The 16362-nt window shown below is 56.6% G+C and carries 15 protein-coding genes; 2 read left to right on the forward strand and 13 right to left on the reverse strand.

Going from position 1 to position 16362, the window contains the following annotated elements; translation table 11 throughout:
• Positions 1-44 precede the first annotated feature (44 nt).
• A complete protein-coding gene (locus K6123_RS02540; RefSeq protein ID WP_221793778.1) occupies positions 45-1850 on the reverse strand; it encodes a flavin-containing monooxygenase in 1806 nt (601 codons plus the stop codon).
• A 367-nt stretch (positions 1851-2217) separates the two neighbouring features.
• On the opposite strand from K6123_RS02540, the gene K6123_RS02545 reads away from it, so the two are divergent.
• Positions 2218-4203, forward strand: a complete 1986-nt coding sequence (locus K6123_RS02545; RefSeq protein ID WP_246624568.1) for a sigma-54-dependent Fis family transcriptional regulator — start codon at positions 2218-2220, stop codon at positions 4201-4203.
• A gap of 89 nt (positions 4204-4292) precedes the next feature.
• The gene (locus K6123_RS02550) at positions 4293-4592 is read left to right on the forward strand and encodes a hypothetical protein (RefSeq protein ID WP_221793779.1); all 300 of its coding nucleotides are present in this window, start codon (positions 4293-4295) and stop codon (positions 4590-4592) included.
• Between the two features lie 162 nt (positions 4593-4754).
• On the opposite strand, the gene K6123_RS02555 is transcribed toward K6123_RS02550, so the two are convergent.
• From K6123_RS02555 to K6123_RS02610, 12 genes are all read right to left on the reverse strand, one after another.
• On the reverse strand, positions 4755-5471 hold the full coding sequence (locus K6123_RS02555) for an HAD family hydrolase (RefSeq protein WP_221793780.1): 717 nt from the start codon (positions 5469-5471) through the stop codon (positions 4755-4757).
• Between the two features lie 60 nt (positions 5472-5531).
• Positions 5532-6209 (reverse strand): DUF484 family protein, encoded by a 678-nt coding sequence (locus K6123_RS02560; RefSeq protein ID WP_221793782.1) that lies wholly within the window; start codon positions 6207-6209, stop codon positions 5532-5534.
• A gap of 30 nt (positions 6210-6239) precedes the next feature.
• Positions 6240-7070, reverse strand: a complete 831-nt coding sequence (gene dapF / locus K6123_RS02565; RefSeq protein ID WP_221793784.1) for a diaminopimelate epimerase — start codon at positions 7068-7070, stop codon at positions 6240-6242.
• Positions 7067-8323 (reverse strand): diaminopimelate decarboxylase, encoded by a 1257-nt coding sequence (lysA, locus tag K6123_RS02570; protein ID WP_221793786.1) that lies wholly within the window; start codon positions 8321-8323, stop codon positions 7067-7069. The genes dapF and lysA overlap by 4 nt, the downstream gene beginning before the upstream one ends.
• A complete protein-coding gene (lptM, locus tag K6123_RS23495) occupies positions 8324-8470 on the reverse strand; it encodes an LPS translocon maturation chaperone LptM (RefSeq protein ID WP_221793789.1) in 147 nt (48 codons plus the stop codon).
• A gap of 137 nt (positions 8471-8607) precedes the next feature.
• Positions 8608-11391, reverse strand: a complete 2784-nt coding sequence (locus tag K6123_RS02580; RefSeq protein WP_221793793.1) for a class I adenylate cyclase — start codon at positions 11389-11391, stop codon at positions 8608-8610.
• Positions 11392-11478: 87 nt separating this feature from the next.
• The gene (locus tag K6123_RS02585) at positions 11479-12723 is read right to left on the reverse strand and encodes a dihydroorotase (protein WP_221793795.1); all 1245 of its coding nucleotides are present in this window, start codon (positions 12721-12723) and stop codon (positions 11479-11481) included.
• The gene (locus K6123_RS02590; protein ID WP_221793797.1) at positions 12720-13742 is read right to left on the reverse strand and encodes an aspartate carbamoyltransferase catalytic subunit; all 1023 of its coding nucleotides are present in this window, start codon (positions 13740-13742) and stop codon (positions 12720-12722) included. Before K6123_RS02590 ends, K6123_RS02585 begins: the two co-directional genes overlap by 4 nt.
• A gap of 122 nt (positions 13743-13864) precedes the next feature.
• Complete coding sequence (pyrR, locus tag K6123_RS02595) at positions 13865-14359, reverse strand: bifunctional pyr operon transcriptional regulator/uracil phosphoribosyltransferase PyrR (protein ID WP_221793799.1); 495 nt, start codon at positions 14357-14359, stop codon at positions 13865-13867.
• A 13-nt stretch (positions 14360-14372) separates the two neighbouring features.
• Positions 14373-14825, reverse strand: a complete 453-nt coding sequence (ruvX, locus tag K6123_RS02600) for a Holliday junction resolvase RuvX (protein ID WP_221793800.1) — start codon at positions 14823-14825, stop codon at positions 14373-14375.
• On the reverse strand, positions 14825-15382 hold the full coding sequence (locus K6123_RS02605) for a YqgE/AlgH family protein (RefSeq protein ID WP_221793802.1): 558 nt from the start codon (positions 15380-15382) through the stop codon (positions 14825-14827). Before K6123_RS02605 ends, ruvX begins: the two co-directional genes overlap by 1 nt.
• Positions 15382-16260 carry an energy transducer TonB gene (locus tag K6123_RS02610; RefSeq protein ID WP_221793804.1) on the reverse strand — a complete coding sequence of 293 codons (879 nt, stop codon included), beginning with the start codon at positions 16258-16260 and terminating at the stop codon, positions 15382-15384. Before K6123_RS02610 ends, K6123_RS02605 begins: the two co-directional genes overlap by 1 nt.
• Positions 16261-16362 lie beyond the last annotated feature (102 nt).

Below are 16362 nucleotides of genomic sequence, written 5' to 3' on the forward strand. Positions count from 1 at the left end.
TCAGCAGCGACCTTCAAATGAAGGTCGCTTTGGCTAGCGGTCGCTCAGGTCAGGTGATGCACACTTTCCATACCGTAGACGGGGGTTTTGATCCCTTCCATACGGGCTTTCAGTTGCAGCGACAGATACTGCGAATAATGACGGGACTGATGCAGGTTGCCGCCATGGAACCACAAGGCAGTCTGACGGGTTGGTTTCCACATGTTGCGCAGTTCGCCTTCCCAGGGGCCCGGGTCCTTGGTCGTTGCTGACCCCATACCCCAGCACTTGCCAACCTTGTCGGCGACTTCCTGTGAAATGATTTTGGCGGCCCAGCCATTCATTGAGCCAAAACCGGTGGCGTAGACGATCAGGTCTGCTTGCAGTTCGGAGCCATCGGTCAGAATCACCGAATGAGGCGTAATGCGTTCAATGGTGGTGTGGCTCTTCAGCTTGATATCGCCGCTGGCGATCAGTTCAGAAGCGCCAACGTCGATGTAATAGCCCGATGCCCGGCGCAGGTATTTCATAAACAAACCGGAACCGTCGTCGCCGAAGTCGAGCATAAAACCGGCTTTTTCGAGGCTCTGATAAAAATCGGCGTCTTGCTCGGCAACCTGTTGATACAGCGGAATATGGAATTCCGGCATGATCCGGAAGGGAATGGATGCGAAGGTGAGGTCCGCTTTGTAGGTGGTCATGCCGTTCTGTACGGCCTGCTCTGAATACAGTCCACCCAGCACTTTATCCATCAGCGAATCTGATTTGATGATGTGCGTTGATGAGCGCTGGATCATGGTGACGTCAGCACCATGCTCCCACAGCGCTGCACAGATATCATGGGCCGAGTTGTTGGCCCCCAGTACCACCACTTTTTTGCCGCTGTAGGCTTCGCCGCCAGGATGCTGGCTGGAGTGATGTTGTTCACCTTCAAATTGGTCCTGACCCGGAATGGCCGGAATATTCGGGATACCCGACATGCCGGTCGCCAGTACCAGTTGTTTGGGACGTAACACCAGCTGTTCGCCGTCACGGCAGACATGGACAATCCACTCTTCGGCCTGCTCGTCATAGCGGGCTGATGTGCACTCGGTCGAACCCCAGTAATTCAGCTCCATCACCCGGGTGTACATTTCCAGCCAGTCGCCAATTTTGTCTTTCGGAGCAAATACCGGCCAGTTATCCGGGAAAGGCAAATACGGCATGTGGTCGTACCAGACCGGGTCGTGCAGGCAGAGGGATTTGTAGCGGCGGCGCCAGGCGTCACCGGGCTTTTCAAGCTTGTCGATGATCAGCGTTGGTACATCCAGCTGGCGCAAGCGTGCGCCCAGGCCAATGCCGCCCTGACCGCCACCAATAATCAGGCAATAGGGCTGTTCGCTGTAACCCAGGCTTTCGGCTTCTTGCTGGCGTTTTTCCTGCCAGGTCTGACGGTGTTTGTTGATGCCATGTTCTGCTCCCCGAGGCCGTTTGAAGCCCCTTCTTTCCGGATAGTCTTTCAGCTCAACCATGGTGGTGAGCAGGGTCCACGCCAGACCACTGCGCAAGCGCAGATGACCTCGACAGCTGGCGACCGCGGTATCGAAGGTAATCCAGGCTTCGATAACGCCGTTGTTGTCAGTGGCTTCCTCTTCCAGCTGCCAGTTGCCGGGGCGGGTGTGGTCGAGTGTCGCTGCCAGCATGGTGGCAATCTGCTGGCGGCCTTCGAGCGTTTTGATATTCCAGGTGAAGGCGACCAGATCGCGCCAGAAACCATTGGCTTCAAACAATTCGGCAGCACTTTCTGGGCCGCTTTGGCGCAGCGTCTGATTGAGTTTGTCGAGCCATTGTTGGGCTGCTATCGAAGCCGGGGATTGATAGGAGTGGGTCATTGGTATCTCCGCAGGTTGTTGTTGTTTTTCTGCCTGTGATGTCTGTCGTTGGTCTGACAGCTATCGTAGATACCTTTGAGCAGCCCTTGTGCCAGCTCTGCCAGTTAACGGATTGATCTATTCAACTGATTGAAAAATAAGGAAATATTTTTTCTACAAGGCGTTTTGCCAGCGGCTTGGTGGCGAAACTCTGTGACAGCTGTAACGGCGCCTGCCGATACAGCTGTCACATCAGCGTTACACTTGTAACGGTTTGGCAAGGTGGAACGAATGGGCCTGTGACAAGGCCGGATAATGCTCCATAAACTGCTGTCTGATTGACCTGATCCAATAATAACAATGCGCTTTTCAGCGGCGAGGTGAGTCGATGACTGCAAATCGGTTTGCGCAGGCAGGTACCAGCGAATCGTATGATCACACCCGGGTTCTGATGGAGTTCGCCCGCGACTCCAGCACCATTCCGCCACAGGATCTGATCAGCCGTTCATGGTGGCGCTGCTTGCAGGACTATGGTCTGGAGCCAGGGCGGCGGCAACCAGCCCGGATTGTCACGGCGTCAGCTCTGCGGGAACATCAGGACGCCGCCGATGAGTTATTGGCGGTAGCACGGGCTGGTGTTGAGCAACTCTACGCTGGTATTGCCGAGCTTGGCTATGTGTTGCTGTTGACGGATCGCCAGGGCGTTGCCGTACAGTTTCATGGTCAGGCCAAATATCGTGAGCCACTGCGTCAGGCAGGTCTGTATCTGGGAGCTGACTGGAGTGAGCTGCATGCCGGAACCTGTGCTGTCGGCACCTGTATTCAAGAACAAACGGCTCTGACCTGTCATCGTGGTGATCATTTTGACGGCGCTCATATCTCGCTGACCTGTACGGCCGCTCCCATATTTGATCCCGCCGGCGAGCTGATGGCCGTGCTGGATATCTCGGCGCTGAATTCGCCGTATCCCCGTGACAGCCAAACCTTTGCGTTACACCTGACCCGCATGTATGCCCATATGATCGAGGATGCCTATTTTCTGCGCCGTTATCGCCAGCATACGATCTTTCGCTGTGATGACTCCCGCGAGCTGGTCAGTCTGAATGGCCGTATATTGCTGGCGCTCAACGATGATGGGCTGGTGCTGGCCGGAAATACCACAGGCCGCCGCTGGTTGCAGCAGGTTGGTGGTCCGGGGGCTTCGATTGAATCGCTGCTGGCAACCAGCTGGTCAGAGATTCTGGCGGCTCATCATCTGAGTCACGACGGCGTGACGGCCTTGCAGCTGTTAGGGCAGCAGGTTTTTGGCACCCTGATCCAGCCGGTTGTGTCCAGCCGCCAGCTAGTCGCTGGTAGTTCTGTTGAGCTGGACCGGGTGCCAGAGCTGGACAGTCTGGCCGGTGATGATGTGGCAATGCGTAAAACCCTGCAGCAGGCCAAACGCTTCCGTAAACGTGACGTCAATCTGCTGTTACTGGGCGAAACCGGCACCGGCAAGGACGTGCTGGCGAATGCGATTCATCGGTCAGGCCATCGCAGTAACGCTCCTTTCGTGGCTGTTAATTGCGCTGCAATTCCAGAGTCTCTGATTGAAAGTGAATTGTTTGGTTATGCTGCCGGGGCCTTCACCGGAGCCCGCAGCAAAGGGGCGCCCGGTTTGATTCAACAAGCGGATGGCGGCACTTTGTTTCTGGACGAAATCGGCGATATGCCGCTGTTATTGCAAACCCGTCTGCTGCGAGTGTTGGCGGAACATTCGGTAACGCCGCTGGGAGCGTCGCAACCACAGGCTGTGAATTGCCGGGTGATCGCGGCAACCCATCAAAATCTTCCTGCCCTGATTGAAACCGGTCGGTTCCGCGCGGATCTGTATTATCGTCTTAATGGCGCGACTCTGACGCTGCCACCACTGCGGCAGCGCAGTGATTGTGAATATCTGATGCGACGCTTGCTCAAAAAGCTGCAGCAGCAGGTTGGACGTGCTCGTCTGGCATTACGGGCGGATGCTGTCAGTGCGTTGCTGGGCTGGCATTGGCCGGGCAATGTGCGGGAGCTGGTGAATGTACTGGCCTATGCGGAAGCGCATTCAGAATCCGGCCTGATCGGTGTTGATGATCTTCCTGATGATCTGCATCCGGAAAATTCGTTGCCAATGCTGAACAATCTTGTTCATCCGGTTGAAGCCAGGGAAACTTTGGCCGATAGCCTGTCTGAGTCAATAATCGATGAGAGCCACCAGTTGGCTGGATTACTGGTAGATAATGACTGGAATCTGAGTGCCGTCGCACGCCAGCTCAATATCTCCCGGCCGACCCTGTATCGACGTATTCAGCGTTACGGGATTCGAAGGACCACCTGCATTGGTACTCATTGAGAAAAATTGTTACGGAATGTGTTTTCTCGTGGCAAGGACGTCAGTTTTGGCTATATCTATTGGGCTTGCACTTACAAGGGGAGGTGTTCATGTCTGACGAAGATCTGGATATGCATGAAGACGACATGCAGGATAACGAAGATATTGGTGATGATGTCGACGATGATTCTGATGATGAATCAGGATCGACCAAGGCAGCCAAAAAAGCCGCTGCCGAGGAAGAAGACGAAGCCAAGTCGATGACGGTTCATAATGAGCTGCGTCGCTCGCTGGAAGATGACGTTGCGGCGTTTCTGGCGAAAGGGGGCAAAATCGAGCAGGTGGAAGATAATGTCATGGCAGATCCCCCACGCAAGCCGCAGTCGAACTACGGTAGTCGACCGATTTAAGCGGTTGGCTGGTTCACCGGGTTCATGCGCGGTCGGAGCGCTGGAAGACGTAGCTGCTGCGGGTACCATTTGGCGTAGTACGTGGCAGGCAGGGCAGTCGTCAGAATCAACAACGGGGAGCTTCGGCTCCCCGTTTGCTTTTGCGCTTTTGATTCAGGCGCTTCAGCTGGCGTATTGCAGTTCCAGCTGATGGATCAGGGCATCCAGTTGCTCAAGCTTTTCGGCAACGTATTGTGGCGCCGCCAGCTCTGCTGGCCAGTCTTGTTGGTACAACGGCGTCCAGATGGCGTGAATGCCCAACTGACGGGCGGCATCAACATCATTGTGGGGGTGGTCGCCGATGTGAATACATTCGTGCGGCTCGATACCCTGATGGTTGAGCGCGGCATGGAACATGTCTGGTGCCGGTTTGGCGATACCAATGTCATCCGCGGTAATACAGGCCTGGAAATAGTCGTCGACACCGGCCAGTTGCAAGTCAGCATTGCCATTGGTGACGGCGATAACCGGCAGTCGTCGGGTCAGGCTTTGCAGCAGCGGCAGGGTCTGTTCAAACAGTTCCAGCTGGCTGCGCTCACGGTAGAACACCGCAAAAGCCGCTTCCGCCAGTTCCAGTGCCGGTTCGCTTTTGATGCCGGTCTGCATCACTGCACGGCGCAGGCTTTCGATTCTCAGTTTTGATACCTGTTGGGCCATCGATGGATAACATTCACCCAGGTCGATACGGTACTGACGCAGGCCTTCGAGGTCGTAGAGGCTGGCCAGTTGTGGGCACTCGGCAGTGATAAATTCGTAACAGGCCCGTTCTGCCCGTTGCAGCGCTGCGGCCGGATTCCAGAGCGTATCGTCGAGATCGAAAGTTACCAGCTTGATGGTCAATTCAGGCTCCTGACTGCAATAACAGGGTAGTGTGGTGCAAGGCTTGGAACCGGTTGCCTGCTAGCGGGCAACCGGAGTCTGATGCAGGCGCAACGCCAGTACATCACACAGATAATCCAGAAACAGGGTATCCATCGAGGTGCGGTAATACCCGGGATTCTGGCTCGCGAGTACCAGAATACCGTGGTTGTCCTGGCCACGAATCTGGGCTGCCGCAATCGAACCCATGTCGGTCGTATCCAGATTCAGCAAGGTGGCCATTTCCTGTTTGCTGAGCTGGCCACAAATGGCCCGATGGCCCTTGAACAGACGATGGATGTTACGTTGCTGTTCCTGGTTGCGAATGGCAACCAGCGGCCGTTCCAGCTGGCGTTCGGTAAAGTGCAACAAACGCCAGGCATCAACACCAAAGTCGTTGCGCAGTGAGTCGTCCAGCGCCGCATGCAGGGCCAGCCAGCTGTCTGCTTCGATCAGCGCCAGCACCAGCCGACGGGTTTTCTCGAACAGCTGGTCGTTGCGACGGGCATTTTCCAACAGATCTGACAGCCGTTGGCGCAGCTCGACATTGCGGTCACGGTGCACCTGCACCTGACGTTCGATCAGGCTGGTGGCACCGCTGGCGTTGTGATGCGGAATCCGCAGCTGCGACAGCAATTCGTCCTTGCCGACGAAGAATTCCGGATGATCGTGCAGAAACTGCTCTACATCGGCTTCGGTGAGTCTTGGCTGTTGGCTCATTTCCTTACCTGCTTCGGGTTAGCGGTTGAGTCAGATGGTTACGCGGCCTTCAAAAACACTTTCGGCGGGTCCGGTCATATGGACGCTGGACTGGCCGTCCCAATCAATTTTCAGATCACCGCCGGGCAAATGCACCAGTACGCCGGGCTGCAACCAGCCGCGCAGCTGGCCTGACACCACGGCAGCACAGGCGCCGGTGCCGCAAGCGAGGGTTTCGCCGCTACCGCGCTCGAACACCCGCAGCCGGATTTCATGCGGATTCACAATCTGCATAAACCCGACATTGACCTTGTTGGGGAAAAATTCACAGGACTCGATGATCGGGCCCCAGCTTTCCACCGGCGCGGTATCAACATCGTTGACACGGATGACGGCATGGGGGTTGCCCATCGACACGGCACCAAAACGCACGTCACCGATGCCCGGAATATCACGCCGGTATTCTGGCATGAATTGTTCGGCCAGCAGCGGAATTTTGGCCGGTTCCAGAATCGCCTGGCCCATGTCGACGACAACCTGGTCATCGTCGGTCAGGTGCAATTCCATAATGCCGGTGGCGGTTTCAACGCGGATATCCCGTTTGCCGGTCAGATGATTTTCATGCACAAAGCGGGCGAAACAGCGGGCACCATTGCCGCAGTTTTCCACTTCACTGCCATCGGCATTGAAGATGCGGTAACGGAAGTCGACGTCCGGCCGGTTGGGCCGTTCGACGATCAGCAGCTGATCGAAACCGATACCAAAATTGCGGTCAGACAGCTCGCGCACCCGCTCCGGGCGGATGCGACCAGTCTGGGTGACCAGATCGATCACCACAAAGTCATTGCCGATGCCGTGCATCTTGCTGAATTTGACTCTCATGCGTGCTCCGGCAGCAGCTGTTCGTTGTGGAACAGTTCAGCAATGGTTTCACGCTGGCGAATCACATAGGACTGCTCGCCATCAACCATGATTTCGGCGGCACGGCCACGAGTGTTGTAGTTGGACGCCATCACAAAACCGTAGGCGCCAGCCGACATCACGGCGATGAGGTCACCCTGCTCCAGCGCCAGCTCACGGTTCTTGCCGAGGAAGTCACCGGTTTCACACACCGGGCCGACCAGATCGTAGGTGCGCACTGGCGCATCGCTGTTCTGCTTGACGGTCTTGATGGCCTGCCAGGCGGAATACAGGGATGGTCGGATCAGGTCGTTCATGGCGCCGTCGATGATGGCGAAATTCTTGTGTTCGTTGAGCTTGAGGTATTCCACCTTGCTGAGGAACACACCGGCGTTGGCGGAGATGGAGCGGCCTGGCTCAAAGATCAGCTTGAACTGGCGCTCACCCAGACGGGCTTTGACCGCGTCGATGTATTCCGCTGGTGAAGCCGGGGTTTCGTCGTTGTAACAGACGCCCAGGCCGCCACCCAGATCCAGGTGCTCAATGGTGATGCCTTTACCGGCCAGGTCGTCGATCAGCAGCAGCAGGCGGTCAAGCGCATCCAGGAATGGTGTGATGGAAGTCAGCTGGCTGCCGATGTGGCAGTCGACACCAATCACTTCAATACCTAGCAGGCTGGCGGCGCGTTGGTAAACCGCCGGTGCACGCTCGATGTCGATACCAAACTTGTTATCTTTCAGGCCGGTAGAAATATACGGGTGGGTCTGGGCGTCAACGTCCGGGTTTACCCGCACGGATACCCGGGCAACCTTGCCCATCGAGGTCGCAACCTCGTTGAGACGTTCCAGCTCGGCTTCGGATTCGAGGTTGAAACAGCCAATGCCGACTTCCAGCGCGCGCTGCATTTCAGCGGCTTGTTTGCCAACACCGGAGAAAATGATTTTGGCTGGCTCGCCACCGGCGGCCAGTACCCGCTCCAGTTCACCCTGGCTGACGATGTCGAAACCGGCACCCAGGCGGGCCAGTACATTCAGCACCGCCAGGTTGGCGTTGGATTTGACGGCAAAACAGACCTGATGTGGCCACTCGCCGAGTGCCTTGTCGTAGGCCAGGAAGTGATCTTCCAGTGCCTTGCGGGAGTAAACGTACAGCGGCGTGCCATGGGTTGCAGCCAGGGCTGCCAGATCAACGTTTTCGGCGTGCAGGCTGCCCTGCTGGTAGTTAAATACTGACATTTAAGAGGTCTGTTCCGTATCAGGTTGTTCAGGCAGATACAGGGGACCTTTCTGTCCACATCCAGAGGTGCCAAGCAGCATCAGACTCAGCACCGCGCCCAGCAACAGGGCTATCAGGCGGCGGGGTGACCATGACGACGATTTCATCGAGCTTCTCTCTGCAGGTGGTGGCCGGCGAAAGTCTGCTTCGGCGTGCTGACAGGCACGTTGGAGTGGCAGGGATTTCGGCTTGGGGCCTGTATCGTTTGTTAACCAGGCATTATACACGCAGTGCGGAAGCTGTCTCAGCTGGATGGCTGGTTGATGTAATGTTCTTGCTGTTGTTTGCGGTGCCAGTGCTGCAACAGGTTATGGTTGTTGGTGTCTTCGACAATCACATCGCTGAGGTAGCAGGGATAACGTTCCTGGCTGTTACGCAGTTGTTGGATTCGCTTGCGAATGTCTTCGTAGAGGTTGTCGCCATGCTGCCAGATACTGAATTCCTCGTAGTTGCAGTAGAAGGTCGGCTGGCGGTCGGCGTCAAAGTGCACACTCAGATCAATCGCCGCTGGCTGGTTGGCCGCTTCCGGAATGCCGCGCCGGTTGACGATCCAGTCGCTTTTGCGGGATTTGTAGAGTGGGTGAGCGTGTTGCTGTTCGATCAGTTCAAACAGTAGCAGACCGCCGAATCCCGGGTTGTTGTGGTGCCAGCGGTGTTGCAGTTGCAGCAGGAATCGGAGGGTCGGCAACAGCCAGTAGCGGACTTGTGAGCGTGGTAGCCGGTAGCGCACCAGCGCGGCGTATTCGTCGACCAGATAAAACTCCAGTGTGTTGCCGCGCTGTTGGTAAAACAGCTGCCAGTGGTTTGGCTTGCAGTGTTGCATGATGTCGTTAAGCGGCAGCGGTGTCGGGCAATAGCGGTCGGCAAAGGTGGGTGAAAAACGTTCGCGCGGCCGCCGCAGAAAATCGATCAGGTCGCCATCGTTGCTGAGATTCTGGTATTGCCAGCGTGCCGCTTGCTGGTCAAGCGGGTTGAATCTGGGTTGCAGGCCGAAGCGCTGATTACCGAGCTGGTAGACGCTGGCGGCCTGATGACGGCGGAAATGACCGATGGCACTGGCCAGTAATTGTAAAACGCGGTGGCGAATTTGGGCGGCACGGGTGGCACCAAAGCACAGTAGTTCAAATGCGGGTCGCTGTTTGCGGTCGACCAGCAAGGGCAGCAGCTTTTGCAGTGCCTGATTCAGCGCTTCCTGACCATGGAAATGATCAACCTGCCATTCGTCCCAGCTGTTACGGGTCAAAACATCCACGGTTGAAATCAGATTGGTGCGAGTGCCACTGAAATTCAGCACGTCATCGCGATCGGTAATTTTATGCAAACCGGCCTTGCTGAGTTCTGCCAGCGGATCGCTGCCGCAGTTGATAAATACCTGCAAGTGGGTGGTATGAGGTTTCTGTAGCCAGTCGGCTGTTGGCATTGGCGCCTGTAACAGGCTGCGCACTGCATTGGCCGTCAGCTTCAGTTCGTGGCGGCTGATGACGTCGGCAGGAAAGCTGTCGATACGGGTATCGCGGCCGATCAGACCATTCAGTTCGGCAAACGCCAATAATTCAATCAGGCTCGGGCTCTGGCGCAGAATGCGCTCGTCCGGTGGTGGGTCCAGCCAATAACCGGGCGCCAGTTGCCAGACGCCGGGGTAGCGGCAGAGCGTCAGCTGATGTTGCACCAGTGATGGTGAAATGCCCGGGTTGATCCGCACGATCTTGCCGGGGCGGGCATCAAAGGCAGCGTGCAGCTGGCTACCCAGCGCCCGAATATCACTGTTGCTGATGTACAGGGAGTTGACGTGACGTTCACTGAATTGCTGGATCTGCCGGTAACAACTCAGTAGCTCGTTAACCAGGTCATTACGTTCGCGGAATACCTGCTGCGGCGTCCAGTCGCGGTAACTGTCGAGCTGTTCAAGCTGGTCACGGCTCCAGTGCCATTGCCTAGTCAGTGACAGCATGTGGCGATAGCGCCAGCTGCCAGGAGCGTCTGTACCGGAGCGACTCAGGCGGATGGCAGTTTTGTAGTAGAAGGCGCGGCGAATCAGCTCGATACGAGCCTGACTGAGATTGGGGATCTGCAGCAAACGATGCAGCATCAGCTGGTAGGCGTCACAGCTGGCCGGATCATTGTTGCCTTGTTGCACCTGCTTCTTCAGATCCAGGCAAAGTGGCAGGCTGGCCGGGTAGCTGCTGGCGTAGGAGCGAAACAGCATCAGTTTCAGCAGCGCCTTGTAGGGGCCAGACAGGCTTTTGTGCAGCTGCCACATGGCAGCGCCAACAAACTCATTCACCGGAATCTGCTGAATATTGCCGAAGTCGAGCCATTGGTCGGCCTGTACCTGGCCCTGTCGGACCAAATGCTGCCAGAAGTTTTCCTCATCAATGTTCTGGCTGTTGACGGGCAATAGCCACCAACGCGGATAACGACCCGCGAGCCAGATAGCGCTGCGGTAAAACTCGTCGAGTAGCAGCAGATGTTGGCTGGTACCGCAGTTTTCGCCTTGGGCCGCGAGTTGCAGACCCTGGCGGAACTGTTGAAGGTCCATGATAAAAAAATGCACTTCCAAATCGTCTTCAGCGGCCCACTTTTCAAGCCGCTGGCACTTGTCTTCCAGCCGCTGGCGGGCGTCCTCATTCAGTGACTGGTTGAGGCAAATCCAGATATCCAGATCACTGTCCGGCGTTTGTGCCAGTGAACCCAGGCTGCCCATCACATACAGACCACCAATGGCATTTTGCTGGCGGGTATGGGTATCCAGTTTCGGCATTACCCGCAGGAGATGGCGGACGGCCAGCTCGGTATCGCTGTTGATTCGATAATGATCAATGCCGCAAGGGGTTTCCGGACCATTGAAACCGGGCAAGTTAGGTTGGTTGAAATGCAGCAGCAGTGGCAACAGTTGCAGAATGTACTGGTGACGCCGGGGCATGATCGATTGGGCGTGAGTGAGCCTCTGCTGGTTGAGCTGCAGAAAGGCTTGCTGCCATTCGCTGGTCTGGCGTGTGGTGGGGAACTGCGTGGTGCCGGAGGTCATGCCTCCATTATAGGAGGCATTTTTCCAGCTGCCGGTCTGTGACCGGCTTTTTAATTCTTAACTTTAACCGGGGCTTTGCTCAGAATTTCAGAGCGCTGCCTTGCTGTCGACGTCGGTGCGGAAGGAGCGATAGCCATCAACGAAGGTTGCGACCACCTTGCCGCCCAGTCCCTGGCCGGTTTTGGCCATCGGATCAATCAGCGAGGCGTTGAACAGCTCACCTTCCTGCAGGCCGGTTTGCAGCTGCAATACGGCTGCTGGCAGGCTGCTGAGCGCTCGCAGGGTAGCGTTGAGTTCCAGTTCACCGCGATTGATCAGTCCCATCAACAGGCCGGTGAACGAGCCGTAAACCGCCATACCGGCTGCGGAGTCGGCAAATGGTGCTTTCTTGGCCGCAATTTCGTGTTGCTGGTGGTTGGAACAGATCGCCAGTTCACCCGCATTGACGGCTTGCAGCAGGGCCTGACGGTCAGCTTCGCTGCGCAGTGGTGGCTGAACGTGGAAGTGACTGTCGAAACCGTTGACGCAGGCGTCAGTGAAGCAGAGGTTTGCAATTGCGACGTCGGCGGTGACCGGCAGACCATGCTGCCAGGCGTCACGCAGCTTTTCGATGCTGCGGGCACAGCTGATCTGGCTGATGTGGACCTTGGCACCGGTTTGCTCGGCCAGCAACAGGATTTGCGCCAGCGCGATGGTTTCGGCGGTTTCTGGAATCCCGGCCAGACCCATGCGGGTGGCCGTCGGGCCTTCGTGCATCACTCCACCGGCACTGAGGGCGGCATCATTGGCGTGCAGGAACAGGCGGATGTCGTAGGTCGCGGCGTATTCCATCAGCCGCCGCATGACGTAGGCGTCCTTGATCGGCTGACGGGCGTTACTGAGCGCCACACAACCGGCGTTACGCAGACCAACCATATTGGACAGCTGTTCGCCTTCAAGGCCCTGGGTCAGGGCTCCCAATGGCAGCACGCGGGTGTAGCCGGCGCTGGCTGCCTTGTCGAGCATCAGCTGGACGACGGCGGCGCTGTCGGCCACGGGCCTGGTCAGCGGCTGGGCGCAAACATGGGTAAAACCGGCGCTGGCCGCGATCAGGGTTTCGCTGGCAATGGTGCCACGATGTGGATAACCCGGTTCATTCAAATAGCTGCTGAGATCGATAAAACCAGGCAGCAGCCACAGTCCCTGGGCATCCAGGGTCGATTCAATGGTGCCGCCGGCTGGTTTCTGGCCAATCGCACGGATACGGCCTTCGCCAACATAAATGTCGCAAATCTGGTCCAATTGTTGATCCGGGGAAATCACCCGGGCATCACGAATGTGCAGATATTTCATGCGCTGGCCTCCCCCTGGGCATCGTCATCGGCTTGTTGTGCTGCCTGTTGGCTGGCTTGCTGGCCGCTCATGGCCATTGCCATGACAGCCATGCGCACGGCGATGCCATAGCTGACCTGGTTCAGGATGACGGATTGTGGGCCGTCAGCAACGGCGGATTCGATTTCAACGCCGCGGTTGATCGGCCCTGGATGCATCACAATGGCATCCGGCTTCGCCAGTGCCAGCTTTTCAGTGGTGAGGCCGTAGAGTTTGAAGAATTCACTTTCGCTTGGCAGCAGGGCGTTTTGCATACGTTCTTTTTGCAATCGCAGCATGATCACCACGTCACAGTCACGCAGCGCCAGGTTGAAGTCGTAATAGGCCTTGCAACCCAGAGCTTCAATATCCCGTGGCAGCAGAGTGGCCGGACCAACAACCCGGACTTCGGCGGCGCCGAGGGCGTTAAGGGCATGAATCTGCGAGCGGGCAACACGCGAATGCAGGATGTCGCCGACGATGGCAACCACCTTGCCTTCAATCGCACCCTTGTGGCGGCGGATAGTCAGCATGTCGAGCATCGCCTGGGTCGGATGGGCATGGCGACCGTCACCGGCGTTGATAATAGCGACGTTGGGAGTGACGTGTTCAGCAATAAAGTGAGCGGCACCGGAATCGGCATGACGGACGACAAACATGTCGCTGTACATGGCTTCCAGGTTCCACAGGGTGTCCATCAGGGTTTCGCCCTTGGCGGTTGCCGAGCGCGAGATGTCCAGATTCAGAATGTCCGCTGACAGTCGGGTCGCTGCCAGTTCGAAGGTCGAGCGGGTACGGGTACTGTTTTCAAAAAACAGGTTTACCACCGTTTTACCGCGTAACAAGGGCACCTTTTTAACGGCCCGTTCCTGGGTACTGATAAAGGAATCGGCGGTGTCGAGGATTTCCGTCAGCAATTCCTTGCTGAGCCCTTCGATCGTGAGAAAGTGTTTCAGCTTGCCGTCGGCAGTAAGCTGAATCTGATTGGGATCTGTTGTCATAGCTGAACTCTTGGCCAAACCGGGCGATTTGTTGGGCGGGTGCAAAGCGGCGCGAATACTAGGGGCTGAACGTCTGCAAATCAATCGGCACGCCGCTGGCCGATTGATTCGTCAGCCCGACTTCAGAGCAAACTGACCGTCAGTGGCTGCGGGCCACTCAGTTTGATCAGCTGACCTTCTGCCAGTGCCAGCCGGGCACCACAGAGATCCGGTTGAATCGGCAGTTCGCGGCGACCGATATCAAACAGCGATACCAGAATGATGGACGCTGGCCGACCATAGTCAAACAACTCGTTGATCGCAGCGCGCACCGTGCGGCCGCTCATGATGACATCGTCAACCAGCACAATGTGGCGGTCTTCAATCGACTCTGGCAGTTCCGAACCTTTTACCTGTGGATGCAGACCATGACGTTCAAAGTCATCGCGGTAGAAGCTGATATCAACGCTGAAGAGCGGTTCTTCCAGTGTCATCTGGCTGTGCAAAATGTCGGCGACCCAAACGCCACCGGTACGAATACCAACCATCAAGGGGTTGTCGATACCACGCTGTTGCAACAGTGACTGCAGGTCAGCGGTCAGTTGCTGGCAGGTTTGCTGGATATCGGGTAATTGCATAAGGATCTCCCTGTTACTCCGTGGCTGAACGGGGATGTTCGTTCATCCAGCTTTCAAGAATCAATTGTGCCGCCAGACCATCAACGGAATGACGACCAAAATCACGTTCGCCGCTGTCGGCAATCACCATACCCTTGGCTTCGTAACTACTGAGGCGTTCGTCATGGGTATAGCTGGGCTTGTGCAGGCGGCCTTCGAGACGACGGGAAAACTTGGCGGCGCGACGACTCATTTCGCTGTCGCTGCCATCCATATTCAGCGGCAGGCCGGTGACAAAGGCATCCGGTTGCCATTCCTTCACCAGTGCCTCGAGCTGATTCCAGTCGGGCACCCCATCTTTGGCTCGAATCGGCTCCAGCGCGCGGCTGCTGCCAGTGAGGCGTTGACCAATGGCAACGCCAAAACGCTTGGTGCCAAAGTCAAACGCCATGACATGGATAATACGATCGGGGATATTGCTGCTCATCAGGCGTGTCCGGCCTGATCCGATAACATGGCGGCCGACACGCCCAAGCGGGCCAGTGCCGTTTGGTAGAGCTGGTCGGTGGGAGTATGGAACAGCAACTCTTCGTCGGCTTCGACGTTGAGCCAGCTGTTGGCAAGGATTTCCTCATCCAGCTGGCCAGCACTCCAGCCGGCGTAACCCAGTGCCAGCCGGTAGGCCAGCGGCCCTTCGCCCTTGCCTATGGCAACCAGAATATCTTTTGAGGAGGTCAGTCGGGCAATCGGGCTGACTGTCAGAGTCGCCTGGTAATCCGTTTGCTGGTTATGCAGGATAAAACCCTGTTCACTACTGACCGGGCCACCACTGAGCATGGCCGGATTGATTTGTGGCTGGCGAAAAATATCCAGTTGATCACAAACCTGGGCAAAGTCGATGTTGGTGGGTTTGTTCAGTACCAGTCCCATGGCTCCATGCTCATCATGTTCGCACAGGTAGGTAACTGTGCCTTCAAACCAGCTGTCCTGCAGCTGTGGCATGGCGATCAGTAGCTGATTCTTCAGACTGCTGAGTTGTCTCATCAAGATCCTTCCGACAGATAGCGGTTACCTTTGAACTGCCAGGTGCGGATGATTTCCAGAATATCGGTGGACTTGCGCATTTCCTCGGTAAAAGGTGCGAAAGGCGCTGACATTCGCACGATCCGCAAGGCGGCATCGTCGAGTACCTTGCGGCCGGAAGATTCAAGAATCTCCAGGTTGTTGATGGTGCCATCAGGATTAATGGCAACCAGCACCCGCAGGCGGCAATCATCAAAGCAGTTCTCTGCCTCTCGAGGATAATTCAGAGTGCCAAGTTTTTCGATTTTTCGGCGCCAGTTATTCACGTAATAGGCGTCACTGGCTTTCATGGTGGACGCAGCAGTCAGGCGCTGGACCCTTGGGCGTTTGGCATAGGCCTGACGCATGGTGTCGAGCTTGGCTTCGAGGCTGGCCATTTCGAGGCTGCGTTGCAGCAGCATTTTCTGGTCGCCTTCCGGTACTGGTTTGGCTTCGACAGGCGCATCTTGCGGCACTGACTGGGCTTTGAAGCGGGTGTCAGAGGTGGTGGTTACCTTGTTTTGCTCAACCGGATTTGGTTTGGGCGCACTGACCTGCTGTTCCTGAACCGAAGATTCCTTGATGTCGTTATTGTGAAACGGGGCTTCGACATCGGTAGTCAGCATGCGGGCTTCTTCTTCGGTACCGCTGCCTTGCTGGTTTTCCTGGGCCAGGAAATCAGCCTTGTCAGGGGCCTTGTCGCTTTTGTAGCTGGCGAGAGTGACTTCCAGAGTGCTGGCAATATGGCTTTTGTCTTCGGCGCTGAAACTGATGCCGAGGATGATCAGTGCATGTAACAGCACCGCCAGAAACAGCGTAAAGGTGAGGCGATCGGAGCTGGATACAGCGACAGCAGACATGAGGTGTATTCGTAAGCTTGCGAGTAAAGGTCAATAACCGGGTTCAATAATGAGACCGGAGTCTGCTCTGATCGTGGGGCTTTGTCTAGCGAACAGGGCGCA

Source organism: Oceanobacter mangrovi, from assembly GCF_019740315.1.
Classification (GTDB): Bacteria; Pseudomonadota; Gammaproteobacteria; order Pseudomonadales; family Oceanobacteraceae; genus Oceanobacter; species Oceanobacter mangrovi.